Annotated in this window: 11 protein-coding genes and 1 pseudogene; 6 read left to right on the plus strand and 6 right to left on the minus strand. The window is 58.0% G+C overall.

Going from position 1 to position 15278, the window contains the following annotated elements; translation table 11 throughout:
• Positions 1-134 precede the first annotated feature (134 nt).
• The 5 genes from trpD to XI06_RS25125 all read left to right on the plus strand — a co-directional run bounded on the left by trpD (position 135) and on the right by XI06_RS25125 (position 5578).
• The gene (gene trpD / locus XI06_RS25105) at positions 135-1148 is read left to right on the plus strand and encodes an anthranilate phosphoribosyltransferase (protein WP_271606739.1); all 1014 of its coding nucleotides are present in this window, start codon (positions 135-137) and stop codon (positions 1146-1148) included.
• A 236-nt stretch (positions 1149-1384) separates the two neighbouring features.
• Positions 1385-1570 carry a hypothetical protein gene (locus tag XI06_RS25110; RefSeq protein ID WP_271606740.1) on the plus strand — a complete coding sequence of 62 codons (186 nt, stop codon included), beginning with the start codon at positions 1385-1387 and terminating at the stop codon, positions 1568-1570.
• Between the two features lie 432 nt (positions 1571-2002).
• Positions 2003-2521 (plus strand): flavin reductase family protein, encoded by a 519-nt coding sequence (locus tag XI06_RS25115; protein WP_271606741.1) that lies wholly within the window; start codon positions 2003-2005, stop codon positions 2519-2521.
• A 978-nt stretch (positions 2522-3499) separates the two neighbouring features.
• Complete coding sequence (locus XI06_RS25120; RefSeq protein WP_271606742.1) at positions 3500-3763, plus strand: hypothetical protein; 264 nt, start codon at positions 3500-3502, stop codon at positions 3761-3763.
• A gap of 498 nt (positions 3764-4261) precedes the next feature.
• Entirely contained in the window at positions 4262-5578 is a 1317-nt protein-coding gene (locus tag XI06_RS25125) for a peptide ligase PGM1-related protein (protein WP_271606743.1), read from the plus strand.
• 715 nt (positions 5579-6293) lie between these two features.
• Here the strand turns inward: XI06_RS25125 and XI06_RS25130 are convergent.
• From XI06_RS25130 to XI06_RS25150, 5 genes are all read right to left on the minus strand, one after another.
• A complete protein-coding gene (locus XI06_RS25130; protein WP_271606744.1) occupies positions 6294-6971 on the minus strand; it encodes a 2OG-Fe(II) oxygenase in 678 nt (225 codons plus the stop codon).
• 6 nt (positions 6972-6977) lie between these two features.
• The gene (locus XI06_RS25135) at positions 6978-8072 is read right to left on the minus strand and encodes a GFA family protein (protein ID WP_271606745.1); all 1095 of its coding nucleotides are present in this window, start codon (positions 8070-8072) and stop codon (positions 6978-6980) included.
• A 1137-nt stretch (positions 8073-9209) separates the two neighbouring features.
• Positions 9210-10052 (minus strand): electron transfer flavoprotein subunit beta/FixA family protein, encoded by an 843-nt coding sequence (locus XI06_RS25140; protein ID WP_271606746.1) that lies wholly within the window; start codon positions 10050-10052, stop codon positions 9210-9212.
• A gap of 518 nt (positions 10053-10570) precedes the next feature.
• Positions 10571-12325 carry a nif-specific transcriptional activator NifA gene (gene nifA / locus XI06_RS25145; RefSeq protein ID WP_271606747.1) on the minus strand — a complete coding sequence of 585 codons (1755 nt, stop codon included), beginning with the start codon at positions 12323-12325 and terminating at the stop codon, positions 10571-10573.
• A gap of 253 nt (positions 12326-12578) precedes the next feature.
• Positions 12579-13415: an SDR family NAD(P)-dependent oxidoreductase gene (locus XI06_RS25150; RefSeq protein ID WP_271606748.1), complete on the minus strand. Its 837-nt coding sequence runs from the start codon at positions 13413-13415 to the stop codon at positions 12579-12581.
• A gap of 673 nt (positions 13416-14088) precedes the next feature.
• Between XI06_RS25150 and XI06_RS25155 the strand changes: the two are divergent.
• Positions 14089-15026: pseudogene (locus XI06_RS25155) on the plus strand (IS630 family transposase).
• Here the strand turns inward: XI06_RS25155 and XI06_RS25160 are convergent.
• Positions 15004-15273, minus strand: a complete 270-nt coding sequence (locus tag XI06_RS25160; RefSeq protein ID WP_271606749.1) for a hypothetical protein — start codon at positions 15271-15273, stop codon at positions 15004-15006. The pseudogene XI06_RS25155 and the gene XI06_RS25160 overlap by 23 nt on opposite strands.
• Positions 15274-15278: the final 5 nt, after the last annotated feature.

Below are 15278 nucleotides of genomic sequence, written 5' to 3' on the forward strand. Positions count from 1 at the left end.
TGCCGCCTCAGCATCAATTAGGCTATGCGGCGTGGGGCAGGCCACCGCATTAAGGCAATCGGTGTCCGGTCTCTATAACGACGTCTCGCTGAACGGAAGAGCTCGAGGTTTGGACAAGGAACGTGTAAAGTTCGATGGAAGTGCTTAGATCGATCATCGGAAAGATTGCCACGGGTGCCACTCTGACGCGTGAGGAAAGCGCGTCAGCCTTCGACGGCATGATGTCGGGTGACGCAACTCCCTCGCAAATCGGTGCCTTGTTGCTGGGGATGCGGGTCCGGGGCGAGACGGTCGAAGAAGTCACCGGCGCCGCCTCGGCGATGCGGAATAGAATGCCGCGGGTCGAGACGCCATGCGATCCGGTCGGTCTCAGTGGCACGAGCGAGACCCTCATGCATTCGGTCAACGTATCGACTTGTGCTTCCTTCATCGTCGCCGGGGCCGGCAGTCCTGTGGCCAAGCATGCCAGCCGCGCTGCGTCTTCGGGTTCAAGCGCCGCAGACGTACTGGCGTACCTCGGTGTGAAGGTCGATCTCAAGCCTGAGGCGATCGCACGTTGCGTGCAGGAAGCCGACATCGGCTTCGCGTTTTCGTCCGCGCATTATCCGGCGATGCAGCGCATCGGGCAGATCCGGAGCGCAATTGGAACCCATACGATCTTTAATTTAATCGAGGCTCTGTGCAACCCGGCGGGGCTCAAGCGGCAGATCGTTGGGGTATTCTCTGCCGAATGGGTTCAGCCTCTGGCGTACGTCTTGAAGAACCTTGGAGCCGAGTCGGTATGGGTTGTTCATGGCTCGGACGGGCTCGAGGAAATGACCCTCACCGGCCCAACGTTTGTTGCTGCGCTTGAGGCGGGCATAGTCCGCACCTTCGAAGTGAGTCCGGAAGAAGCCGGGCTCTCCCGCTGCCGCAGCGACGCGCTGGAGAGCAGGGATGCGGAGCCTCATGCCGCCGCGCTGCAGAATGTGCTTGATGGAGTGCCAGGTCGATTGCGCGACGCCGCGCTTTTGAACGCCGCGGCGGCGTTGGTCGTCGCCGGGCGAGCCTCGACACTGCAGGAAGGCGTTGCACTTGGACAAGAATCACTTGATCGCGGCGCCGCAGCCAGCCGACTGAAGCGCCTGATCGCGGTTTCGAACGCCTGACAGCCGGAGCTGGCCGATGTTCCAGTATTGCAACCAAGTCTGCTACTCACGAGCGCGAAAATATTGCAGCCTCGAATGCGCATCACTTCTGCGGGATTTCAACGAGCGTGCGCCGCCTGTTCGCGCTGAGCACGCGGCCCGAGAGCGAACTTTTTATCGACGAGAGCCTGTTGCAGCCCGGGTCGCGCAGGTGAGGACCCGCGAGGAAGCGCGCTTCGCCCCAAAGGAGACAATAGATGATGTCCTGGCAGAGGACTGAAACACTCGGATCTATCGCAGTAATAGAACACATCATTCGGAAGTTTCGGGAGTTGATCGATACGGATAGCTCGATCCCGCCGGAGCTGCGGGGTGTGCTTCACGCGACGCTCGATGAGCATCTTCTCGATGCAAAAAAACGTGTTATCCAAAAAGTCCACTAGATGCACCGATGCCGTCTAGATGCGGAGGAAGTCTGGCAGGCCGCAACCGCAATCGGCATCATCCCGTCCGCACGGCGCCCAGCGAGGCCCCGGCCCCGCCTGGTCGGATCGCGATCACGACCGCATGTTCACTGGAGCGTCGCCGGGGTGCTCAGCGCGGCTTCCTGTTTGATGAGAGCCTCGTGAAAACACGCGGGAGCGGCAATTAAGTTCTGCGGCTGCGCATGCCGATCCGGCGAACGCGCCGAGATATTGCACGTGCGTCCGATCATGATCGTAGCTGATCCAGAGGACAGCGAAGTCATACGGGTCTCAATCTGAGCCCACTCGTCACGCAATTTCGACCGGGTACCCCATTACAGGCCCAATGGGTATCAAAGTCGTCTCTGGCTGTGGAGGCCTAAAAGTAGGGTTCAACTCCAGAGGCTGATCATGAGCCAGCAATCGTCTCCTGGGATTCGGTATATGTCGTCTATCCAACCGGCAGAGTTCCGCCATGCCATGCGAAGCTTGGCGAGCGGTGTCGCCGTCGTGACGACCGAGACGGCGCGACGTGGAGTGACGGTAAGTTCTGTGACGTCCATCTGCATGGAGCCGCCTTACCTGGTCGTTGGCATCAATGCCCGCTCCGAGGCACATGATGAGATCATTGCCAACGGCAGCTTTGGGGTCAGTGTTCTCCGCAGTGACCAGGAGGACCTTGCCCTTCGTTTTGGCGGTCGGGACGGGGCGAAAGGCGTTCACCGCTTCGATACCGCGCCCTGGTATCAGGGCGTCCTCGATGTACCGCTGGTGCCCACCGCATTTTGCGCGCTCGAATGCGTTTTGCATGACCACAAGGTGCTTGGTACACACACCATCGTTATCGGACGAATTATCGCGACCATAGAAAGCGATGGAAGTCCATTGATCAACTTCCGGGGCGCGCTTCGTACCTTAGTCCTTGACTGACTGCGGTTTTTGCGCAGATGCCGTCGGGACAGCCGAACGGCGGATGGTTACAATTGCTGGCGCAAGGTTCAATCGACGAGATGTAAAGCTGCTCATAATGTCCTGCACATTCGAGGGATCATTCCTCGCCTCCGAGGGCCACAGGCTGCTCCCCATCAGACCGACCTCAGGCGGATGTCGGATTTGGCATTGCAGGGGCAGCGTTGGACAGAAGTGACTGGGCTATTCTATGACGACGCAGCGGAGGTCAGGCCGGCAATCTGCTGCAAAGGAGCGAGCACTTGGTCGCAAAAGGGCGAGCATTTCCGAAAATCGGCTCATGGGAGCGACCCTGATCTCGAAGTGAGACGAACCTTCTTGAAATCGCAGCGCTGAATGCGTGCGACGCCAGACCGGCCGGCGGCCCGATTTGAGAGCTTGGGCACGCTCCTAAAAGGGCTTGAATCGGACGTAACGTTAAGTCGTACGGTCTTGAGGTCGGCACCTGCTCGGGCTGCCGCCGGGATTGTGAAGGATTGCGAATGTCTCAGCTGGTCAGATACCCGTCCCGACGGTCGGTCATGATTCTCATCCGCGGTGGCGGGTCGGCCGGAAGGGCTCTGCGGTGCCTCCCGGTTGCGGCGCTATGGCTCGCACGTAGCTTTGAATGGCTCGCCATTCCGAAAGCGAGACTATGTGGCTGTTCTGGGCCGGGGCACCAGAGAGCCCATCAGATCAGAATCGACCGACGTAGAACTCCTTCCGCGCCCCCTACGGCGGGACGCTGCTTCCCGAATCTGAACCGCGCCAAAATCAGTTCGCCGAACCGGCTTTCCCCTCCGTTCAAACTTCTTTCCTGTGGTGGCAAGTCATTTCCATCGCGCAAAGGTGCGACAAACGGCGGCCCTGCAGAGGCTTCAAAGCGCCTGAGCCGCAACTGCCGCTAGTCGTGACCAGCTCGGCATCGGAAGGTATCGCTTGGCATTATGGAGCAGCAAGTTGAAAGAGCCCGACCGTGTCAAGAAGGTCCTATTGATTGATCATATTGAAGGCCAATGCCGTTGCATCATCGGCTTCAAGGATGGAGATCCCAGAGAGGCCTATATGTGCGGCGAGCCTGTATATCAAAGACGCGGCAAGAAACTCTCTTCGTGGTGTGCCTATCACTACGGACAGATGCACACGACCGCAGCCCAGCAGAACAGAGAGAGTGATCAATCGGCCGCGATCCCTCAAGCAATATCCATTGTTCGCACCCCATGAGAACCATCAAAAACCGGGTTCTCCCAAGCCCGTGCGATCATAGCCTGCACAAGGCAAAGCATGTGATCGGGGCCTCGCCAAGCAATTCTGGGCTGAAAGCAACTCGCGGCAAGTGTACTATGCGGGCCTGAAGCGCATGAATAAAGAGTTTGATCTCTGCAGCCTGATCGACCGGACCGTTGCACATGTTCCGACAACACTGCGATCCATTTCGAAGGGCAGCCTCAGCTTCGTCAGCCTCAACCGACAGACTGAGCGGATCGCTCGCGCCTTCAATCAACTCGACGTCCAGAACGGAGACCGGATCGCGATCCTCAGCTCCAGCAGGGGGAATTATCTGGAGCTGCAATGGTCGATGAGAAAGCACCGACCTATCCTCTCTCGGAGCAGGACGGCGCCAAATCAAGCTTCGCTTAGTGCTCACCACGGTGTTACTAGTTCACCATTGTTGGCATCACGATCCCTGTCTGATCGCGCCCAAATGCCCGGAGGTCGCGGATGCCGCGGATCGTGATCCTGAATGCGGGTACAGCTCAAATGTCGGGCGCCGATCTGACACGAGCTCAACTTTCGCTGGCCGCCAATTCGGCATACCGTTCAGCGTGGTTTGCTCATGAGGGTGACCTGATAGTCTCCCCAGTAATCATCCCGCCGGATCTGCTATCCTTCATTGGCGCGACGCTCGATTTCGACGCATCGAGTCTTTGTCTACTTGTACCTGAAGGTGGCCGCCAATCTCCGGTCCTTGATGATTGCACACTTCTGTCCAAGACTGTTGTTGAGCGACTCAACAGACGTATTCGTCAGAAATCAACCTGGCGATTATATCCCTGCTACTCTACCGAAGGCGTCGCACGCCTGGCGGCCATGCTGGGCATACCGCAGACCGGCGACGACTTCGCTCTGCAGCGAGGGCCTGATCTGTTGAACCGCAAGAGCCACTTCCGTCAATTAGCGACAAGCGTCGCACTTCCGCTGCCCAATGGATCCGTCACGGCAGACCCAAACGAACTATTCAGAGCTGTGACTTCCCTCAGGGCCGAGACCGGCAGCGTCATTGTAAAGCTGGACAATGGAGCCGGTGGAGTCGGAAATGTCATCCTGACCGGCAATGAAAGCGATCCACTACCTGGGGCAAGAGATACCCGGCAAATTCCATGGCCGTCGTTTGATCCTGACGCGCTTTGGTCTGAGATGACAACCGCATCTTGTAAGACGCTGGTCGTGGAGTCGTACCACCTGGCCAAGTCTTTGTTCTATCTCGAGTATGAAATTGAGGATGATGGTTCAATCGTTTTCATGAACAGTGGAAACATTCGTCTGCGCAAAAGCGCCGATCGATCCGAAAGGGCTCTGATCTGGACAGGACTTGAGATTCCGAGCGACCTGGGGAACGAGCAATGGTTGACTGCTCAGGCGCACGCCTACCGATTCGTGGCGCTTGCGAGAAACCTGGGATATCGCGGAATGATCAACATTGACGCCATTTTCGCCGATGACGGACGGTTGCTGTTTAACGAAGCGAACGGCCGCTGGGGTGGCGGCTCGGTATTACACAGCATTGCCGTCCGGCTGCTGGGCTTCGACTATTCCGGCTGCAACGTTATTTTATCCGTAAGAAACGTTCGATCACGATCCCTCCAAACGGCGCATGATCGTTTCGTCCAGGACGGATTTCTGTTCGACCGCACACGCAAGGAGGGCGTGATCCCGCTTGCCTCCGACGAAGAGGCTGGCACGGTGGAGTGTCTTGTGATTGCGCGCGATAGGCCCGCGGCCCGCGATCTGGAGCAACGCCTACTGCGAATGGTTTGATTGAGATTCCAGCGACTATATCTTCAACCGGCCAATTCATCCGAGCTTGTCCCTGCTTTCGAACGCACGGCAAGGATGTGCCGACTTGATTTGGAGACCTTCATCGCACGCCGCCACTGGCATTGACGATCTCCCGCAACTGCTGGTCGAAAGCCGCTGCATCTGCCGACGGAAACCGACAAGTTCTCTTGCGGGCCCCGCTGCCCGATTCTGGAGCCCCGCGAGGTTAGGTAAAGTCCATCCGTTCTCGCTTTCCAAATAAATACTTAGGGCTCGGCTGATGCAGGAGATCCAGCAAAAGGCCGAGCGGGATCAAGGAGCTTCAGAAGCGCCTTCTGATAACTCTTCCAAAGCCTCAGGGCGCGCACATGCCGTCCCAACTCGGCCGAGCATTCGGCTGTTTGCTAGGTCTCGTAGCTGTTGAGAACCTGATGACCACACAGGGCGTCCTGCGCAGAGCGCGAGTACACGATCGCACGCGCCGAGACATCTTCCGGTTCGACGCGGCGACCATGATTTGCCGCAACTACTCTGAGCAACCTGTACTTGGATTACGCGTGGTGGACTTTACAGGCATCAAGGCTCGCCGTGACTTCCGACCCCCATTTCGGCAGCCTTTGCGAAGGACAGTCTGAGCACAAGATGCCAAGCTACGACCCTCTCCTGAGAGCTCCCCCCTGACCAAATCAATTCGCAAGCATCTTAGCCGCCCACCTCATGCACCAGCGGTCGAGCTTTCGATGATCCGGCGGTTTGCGCCGCTGCGTTTTGAACAGAAGTAGACCAGCGATCGGCGCTCGCCCGACAGCACAGGCTTCACCTCGTGCCGGAGCTTACATGTGGTGACAAGCACGGCGCCAAATGGTGGTCGGAATACCTGGTGTTCGTACCCGCTTGGATATACCACGAACTCACCCCCCTCGAAGTCCCTCGCCAGCTGCACAATCACTGCGTACTCGAAATCTGGATCGCTCGCAGCATCCAGATGAATGCCAACAAACGAACCAAGAGGCATCCGATGCATTTGGCATCGGCGAATCACGTGATCCGACGTGGCTCCCAAGATCTTTCTTAGCGCGAAGCTGCGGTCTTTCCTTTCAAGTAGATCCATGATCTGCCGTGGAGCTGCACCGCTCACGTCGCTAGGAGCGCGGCCGGGCGGGTCGACCCTCACGCGTTTGACGAAAACATTGTGCGAGTCGCCGGCATCTCCCTCCCTCACTTCTTCTTCGGGAATCTCAGCCTGCAGCTGATCGATCTTGGCCAAGTCATCTGGGGTGAACAGTATCTGAGGGCCAATCACGACCGTCCCCTTCACCAACAGCTCTATGCGGTATTTTGTCAAAGCTTCTTCTGAAAGCAGATGGGATTTATGATTCATTGCGCGCGCCATTCGAGTTCACTCCAGGGTTTTATGTTCGATGCAGGACTCCGGGTCAGGGTGCATCGAGCGGAATGCTTGCTCCCAATGCTCGCCATCGAACTCGCTTATTGTTACGCGTTCGATGGTCCTGTTATCCAGGCATCGGATATTTACGCTGAATCCGGCGGGGTTCGACCGCGGCCTATAGAATGGCTTTACGCCACAAACCCGGCAAAACGTGTGCCGAGCGATGTTCTTGTTGAACTGATACTCCGTCAGGAATTCTTCGCCGCACTCTATGCCGAGCTTATTGCCAGGCACGAGCAAGTGCAGAAACCCCGACATTTGGCAGATTGAGCAATTGCATCGAACTGCAGAGATCTCTCGCGGTGCTTGGACGTAGAACTTGACAGAACCACAATGACAACGGCCACGGTGTTCGATCTCCGGGTGATCATCTCCTTCAAGTGAGACAATTCGGAGCAGATCGCGGCACCACTGTAAGCTGAGCCGATAGGCTCGATCGAATTCATCCAAAAAGTGAGCACTACGGTCGGCCGGGACAAGTTCGCCAATCAGCCGGCTTGTCATTTCTCCGTGATACTTCTCCGCGGGATCTTCTCCGCCGACATGGCTGCGGAAGTACTCAAGATCGTCAGGCCGCGCCTTAAAGGTTTTGACCAGAGTGATCCATAGAGACTGGATCATGTCCGCTGCATGTAGCTCAAAAGCGACCATGTAGGCGCAACGTACTAAGGGATCTTTCGATGACAATCCGGCATAGAGAGAATGCAGATACCGCTTGGTCGTGGCGCCGTAGTTGGGCCGTATTGCTCTGCCGAGGAGTTGCGACGCATCCTTTCTAAGCAGGTTCGAGTGGAAGTTCTCAGTCACCAGAATATCGGGTAGCGCCGCCTTGCCGCCCTGGAGAATTTGGCCATGACCGCCCGTCTCATCCCAACAGATGAAATTTGCGACCACGCTGGTCAGTTCAATATCCCTCGCAAGATCTCGATTGTGCTTCATTGCGTCAAAAATGAGATCCCGTTGCGACCCCGCCTGCAGGTACGGGAACGCCTGTGACATCGCCAGATATTCGGGCAGCAGGCTAGCGACCTGGTCCTCGGACATCTCCGCAGCGAACGGGTGCGGGCCGAACAGGGCTCGCGCTTGCTCAGTCAAGTACTGGCAGCAAATCTGCGGAGGCTGATCGAGTGTAAATCGAGATGCTCGAGATGTCATTTGACCCTAGGCGATGAGGAGAGAACGATCCTTGGCAGAGCAACTTCGTATCCGGGCCAACTATTGCCGAACGCGAGTTCGTTGGTTGCGGTGGGCTTGTGGTCACGTTCACCATCCAAGCAACTTTCTTGGTGGCCACCTTCGCCGTAGCAGACAGGGGCATGCTCAGTCCTGCTCACGCGCATCGAAGGGAACGCGTAGATCAACTGACCGGCGATCCAGACCGGTTCCTGTCTACGAAAAGTCCGATGCCGCGAATTCTTGCCGGTATGAGCATTCGCTTGCAGAGTCATGGCGAGATGTTGCGCCGCGCAGGCTCTTGCGTTTGCTGCTCCTGCCAGTTGATCGAACCGATATGAGCTTCGTACAGCATTGCAACACTATCCGCCTCTACCTGCCCTTGGGGCCTTCGTCCGCAAGCTGCCCGAAATGCCGCCTGCTGGCCGGCACGAGCTTCTCAAACAAGATGCCGCTATGTTTCGCGTTCGCCGGCACCACTCCGCCCACTTACAGCAATCACCGTGCCAACTCGTGCACTCACTCCACGGCATCTGAATACATCGACAAAATCACGACCGGCTCCTCATTATAAGTGTATCGAACCCAACAGCGCTTGTACGGCCGTCAGACACCAGACGGCGAAAAGCCAGCCACCACTCAGAATGGGCATAGGGATGTTGAATCGCGGAGATTGGTCCATATCTCGGTCGCTGACGTATTCCGTCTTCGCTGGTGACAAGTAGGCGCGAAGCAGTCGCCTCAACGCGGCCGAACAGGACCATATAGCGGGATGTGGACGCACGCCGCGCCCTTTGGAGATGCGCCTGCCAATCGCGGCGACGTCCGGGGATCGGTCGAAGCCATAACGTGGTCTTGGGAACATGCGGTCCCAGGTGATCGCGAGCAATGGAAGAACGCCATGGGCCAGAATGGGCTGAGATGCCTAGCTACATCTTGCGCGCTCACTGGACGGGGTTTCGCATGGTGTTGGCACATCCTTCACCGCTTCAATCGGGACTCTCCAGATCAAGCCTCACGGGCAAGTGCAGCAAGATCGGCTTCGAGCTTCGGTTGATGCTTGAAAATAGCCTCTATCAACGCCTGCGCCGGCTGCTCGCCGGCCTCGACCAGCGCCGCCTTCTCAGCCCGCGCAGAGGGAGCGAACACTCGCTTGACGACGGTCGGCGATCCCTTGAGGCCGCATTTGGCGACGTCTTCGACACCGGCATCGTTTGCGCTCCATTTCACGATTTGAGCACGGGCCGCACGCAAGGCATCGGCCATCGCCCCGCGCCGAATCTGGTTCGTTGCCTCAAGCATGGTGATGAGACAGGGCAGCCTCGTGTGCAGCACCTGGACACCACCTTCGGAGCGTCGTTCCGCTTCAATTGTCTGGGCGACGAGATCTATGGATCTGACTTTCGCAACGTAGGTTAGCTGCAGTACGCCCAGCCGCTTTGCGATGCCGGGACCAACCTGCGCCGTATCGCCGTCGATGGTCTGCTTTCCCGTGAAGATGAGGTTTGTCGAACCATATTCCTTACCAATTTTTCGGATTGCTGTTGCAAGTGCATACGTTGTGGCCAGGGTGTCGGAGCCCGCAAAGCAGCGATCGGTTAGTAGGACTGCGCGATCGGCGCCATAAGTCAGCGCCTTTCGCAAAGAGTCTTCCGCCGATGGCGGCCCCATTGTAAGCACGGTAATTTCGCCGCCGAACCGATCGCGCAGCTCCAGCGCGGCCTCGAGCGCGAAGAGATCATATGGGTTGATGATGGTCGGCACTCCCTGCCGCATGATGGTATTGGTCACCGGGTGCACGCGGATCTGCGCCGAGTCCGGAACCTGTTTGATGCAGACGACATTGTGCACGGTGTTGCTCCAAAAGTTGCGACAGCTGCGCAGAGCACAGCAAGTGTTGTACCATCGCCTGCCTCTTGGAATCCGCTTGCCATCACAGGGCCTTAGACCGGTGATGCGCCCCTCAAACCCGCTTTCCGACGAACGAATGCCAACATAGTCGGGACTGCGACAGCGCTGTTAGGCAGGGCCCCCCACGGGCGGGCGGCGAACTGGTTGACGCTCAATGAGCATTGCCGCTCACTAGTCCGAGCTTGATCGAGGGAGATGCACGATCGCTTCTTAGAGCTGAGCAACCGAAGGCTCGCGATTCCCTGGCGCGCAGGTGACGCTCAGGATGTCATGGCTCTCGCATCGAACCAGGTGAGCCCGCCCTTCGACAGCAGTCCTGCAAGCGGGCGTTGATTTCGCTCGCGGCCCAGTCGTCCCCGAGGGCGGACCCATTCCCTTCAGATCGCGATGAGATCGCCTATCGCGAGATTGCCCTCATATACCTGCTTGGTGGTAGCGGTTCCGACCGATGTCGTCATTCAGAACCGCTTTATCTCGATTCCATATTTCCTCAGCGCGTAGCCAATCTGGCGCGGGGTTAGTCCGAGCAGGCGGGCTGCTTTTGCCTGCACCCAGCCAGACCTTTCCATGGCCGCAACGACCCGTTCGCGATCGGCCATCTTCGCGCCGCTAACGAGAACTGTGCCGGGAGGTCCCAGTGAGGCCGGTTCGCCGCAGACAGACTGGACCGGCTGGGTCGCTTCGGCTGCCGGAATGATGGAGTTTGCGGGCACCCGTGGCGTGGGTGCTGGTTGCTCTGGCCTCTCATCCGACGCGCTTTTCCAGAGCATCGCGGAAAGGCACTGGCCGTGGCAGCATGCAAAGTCATTTCTCACGATCGATGATCCGGCGCACAGCGTCGCTGTTCGCTCGATGCAGTTTTCGAGTTCGCGGACATTACCCGGAAAGCCGCAGTTCATCAGTACATCGATCGCACTCGCCTCCAACGTTAGAGTACGTCCGTTCTCGTTATTGAAATTTTTGAGGAACTCCCTGGCAAGCAGCGGAATATCACTGCGTCTTTCGCGCAGCGGTGGCAACAGTAGGGGGACTACACTGATCCGATAGTAAAGATCCGCGCGGAACTCGCTCCTTGCGACAGCCTCTTCAAGGTTCTTGTTGGTCGCAGCTATCACTCGAACATCGACCTTTATAGTCTGGTTGCTACCGACGCGCTCGAACTCCTGCTCTTGCAGAACGCGCAGCAACTTCGCCTGAAAGGGAGCTGAGATCTCGCCGATCTCGTCAAGAAACAGCGTTCCTTTGTCAGCAAGCTCGAAGCGCCCCTTGCGCGAGCTGAATGCACCGGTAAAGGCGCCTTTCTCATGGCCGAATAATTCGGATTCCAGGACGGTCTCAGGAAGGGCCGCGCAGTTCAGCCTAACGAATGGGCGCCTGGCGCGGGACGATGATTCGTGAATGGCCTTGGCGACGAGTTCCTTTCCGGTACCGGATTCGCCACGCAGCAGAACCGTGCTGTTCGATCTGGCTACAACCGCAATCTTCTCGAGCAGCCCACGCAGCGCCGGACTGTCGCCAATGATCCCATGGGCGTGTAGCTTCTTGCGCTCCCGAGGGGGTTGCCTCAGCTCTAGTACTTGCTTTTGTAGCCGGTCTTTCTCCGTCATCAGTCGTTCGCGATCGGAAGCGAACAAGCGATGTAACTTCACTGTTTGTCCCACCAGATTGGCGATCATGGCGAGCAGTCGCGCATCGTACTCGAGCCGGAGACTCGACCTATCGTCCCGGATACGGTCAACCGTCAGTGTACCTACGACCTTCGGATCAATACGAATCGGAACCCCGATGAACGACACTGGCATATCATCAGAGGCACCGAGCACTTCCCGGTCGGCAGCGCTGAATACCGGATCGGCGGCCATGTTCTCGACGACAAGGGGCCTGTCGGTCGCGATGATCTGGTCGATTGCCTTCCGCGGCAGCTGCATCCGGTAACGTTCGTCGCTGCCTTCGCTCCAGCCGGCGCCCACTGTCATGTCCGGCATGCCGTCGTCCTCGAACAGTGAGACGATGCCGTGCCGCATCTGCACAAACGATTGCAGAAGACCAACAACGTTAGCCAACGTGACTTCGAGCCGACTAGGAGCGGTGAGTATTTTCGATATTTCGAAGATGCCGGTCAGCGCGCTCTCACGCAACGGCTCCCCCGAGAGCTTACCCTCCGGATCAGGTTGCGAGGCAGGTCTTTCACGTGAGGAAGGGATATCGAGCATGAGGCGGCCTCCGTTCTCTTGATCATCCTCCCTGGTACCTTGCCCCGGTTGGCGAGCTTCGTTTTGCATGTCACTCTCGATCTAACCCCAAATGTTGACGAGATGACATAGGACCGTAACACCTTTAATGGCACGACGGTAAACTTACGGTGTGCTTTCATTTTCGTTTTGCGGAATGTGCGCGCGTCGTCAGCGGAGAACATAAGCACCGCTGGTGCAGCTCAAGTCTGCTATGTCGCCAGGGCCGGCCGGTTCACAGATGTTGCCCACCATTGATCGGCACCTCGGCCCCCGTGACATAGCTCGCCGCATCCGAGCACAGGAAGAAGATGACCTTGGCCACTTCATCCGGCGTTCCGAGCCTCCGCAGCGGGATACTTGGCACGAGACGCGCTTCTGTGTCGGGCGATAACATGTCGGTCCTGATTTCACCGGGCGCGATCGCATTCACGCGAATGCCATGGGGCGCGTAATCGTGGGCCATTTCGCGTGTGAGGCTCGCGAGCGCAGCTTTCGATGTCGCATAGGCGCTGCCGGCAAACGGGTGCACCCGTGAGCCCGCAATCGAAGTCACATTCACGATCGATCCTGACGCGGCTCTTAGCTTGTCAAACAAACCCTGCGCCAGCAGGATTGGAGCCACCAGATTGAGATGGAACACCCTCATCCAGGTCTCGGTTGACGTCGTCAACGATGTCATTCTATCGCCAGCGGGCGTTTTCGGTGAGACACCGGCATTGTTCACTAGCGCGTGCAAAGGTGCACCGGCCAAGCGTTTCTTGACCTCCGTGATCGCGCGCGGCAGCATTCGATGATTGCTGAGGTCGATCTGGACATGATCTTCCTTCCCTGCCTCCCAGGGGCATCGCTCGCCGTCGAACGGTTGACGCGCGCAAGAAATGATGCGCCAGCCCGCCTCCGAGAACAGCTTGGCAGTGGCATGACCAATTCCGCGCGATGCTCCGGTGAGCAACATCACTTTCTGTTCTCTGCCATGAACACGGGCTTTATCGGTCTGAAAAGGGCAAGCTAAATTTGTTTCGGGCACCTGGCCTTCGATCAGATCGTTCTTTTGTAGATCGAGATCCACGCCCGCCTCCTCTCCTGCTGCGTGCGGCATGCGTAGCAGGATTTGGGCCACTGCGATGCATGTAAATCCGCTCCCGTTTTGCGTCCTAATGTCGCGCACGCGGAATGCTCGGTTCGTTCAAGACATAGTGCGTGTGCTTTGCGACAGCGATGGTGCATCAGCTACGTAAACTCGCGAGCACACTCGCCGTCGTAAAGACAAGGCTGCGAGCAGCGCTCTCTTTCCCGATCGCACAACCGGAAGAGCCAAAAGATATCCAGCGCGTATCGTCGAGGCAAGCATCGATCAGGATAGCGGCCCCCGCCAGTAGCCGCCTCAACTCAAAAACTGACGTTACCAGCTTCGTACGTGAGATTTGTAGGCAACTGATCCCGACTGCATCGCGGCCTGCTCGGCCGTGTCCAGCACTGGCACATCACCGGGCGGATGATTCCGGACCGCGACCTGGCGTACTGAAGGTTTCTTCAAAATAGTGGATTTCAAAAGCGCCGTTCACACCAGCGAGTACCGACCGCCAAGACGGAGCTCACCGGATGAACTGAGAGCCTTTCGATATGTTCATCCGCGATCGACCACCGATTAAAGCGCGATGGGGTTAGGTTGAATCGATTTGGGATTCCCAGATCAGTGTGTTTCCGATTCACCATGCTGGCTGGATCGCAGGCCAGCATGGATGGGCAAGCCTTACTCTCTGGATCTTCGCAAGCGTGTCGTGGCTGCGATCGAGGGCGGGATGTCCCGCAATCAGGCGGCCAAGCAGTTTGGAGTAGCGATCAGCACGGCCATCGGTTGGATGCAGCGGGTCGAACAGACCGGCAGCGTTGCGCCTGGCCAAATGGGCGGTCACAAGCCGAAGGCGGTTTCGGGAGACCACGCCGTCTGGCTGTCGCAGCGGATCAAGGACGGCGATTTCACCATACGTGGCCTCGTTGCTGAGCTTGCCGGTCGTGGCGTGAAGGTCGACTACCACTCGGTGTGGGACTTTGTGCATGCCGAGAAGCTCAGCTTCAAAAAAAAGCGTGGCGGCTGGCGAGCGCGATCGCCCCGAGGTGGCGCGGCGGCGAGCCCAGTGGACAAAGTATCAAGATCGCGTCGAGGCTGAGCGGCTGGTCTTCATCGACGAGACTTGGAACCAGGACCGATATGACGCCATTGCGGGGATGGGCGCCGCGCGGCCACAGACTTCACGCGAAGGTTCCCCACGGCCGGTGGAAGACCATGACCTTCCTGGCGGCCCTGCGCCATGACCGGATCGATGCGCCATGGTTCATCGAGGGGCCGATCGACGGCGTGAGCTTTCGCACCTATGTCGAGAAAGTGCTTCTGCCCGTCCTTCGACCCGGCGATATCGTCATCCTGGATAACCTCGGCAGCCACAGGAGCAAGGCAGTTCGCCAACTCATCCGTTCGGTCGGTGCCAAGCTCTTCTTCCTGCCAAAATACTCGCCCGACCTGAACCCGATCGAACAGGTCTTTGCCAAGCTCAAGCACCTGCTCCGCAAAGCTGCCCCGCGAACCGTCGACGCAGTCCGCGCCGCAATCGGCCACGCACTCGATGTCTTCACCTCCGAGGAATGTGCCAAACACCTCAATTCAGGGTATCGCACTTGATGCCATCACGCTTTAGCTTCAACTTGCGCTCCCGAAGCGAGGACGTGTTACACCTATTTACCGTGGCGGCAGCCACGCTAAAGTCATTGTTGTCGACGTCGAGCTTCAGCGGAAGAAATTCGGCCCCCGCGTCGCTCAGTTCTCCGGTGGAAGTTCGCGACAGAGCATCACTTCGGCCAGACAATTCCCGCCCCGAAAAACTCTGCGAATGCTGCTGAATGCAAAAAGCGGCAATCAGATCGATCACGCGGG

Origin of the sequence: Bradyrhizobium sp. CCBAU 11434, from assembly GCF_028128895.1 — a bacterium.
Lineage (GTDB): Bacteria > Pseudomonadota > Alphaproteobacteria > Rhizobiales > Xanthobacteraceae > Bradyrhizobium > Bradyrhizobium zhengyangense.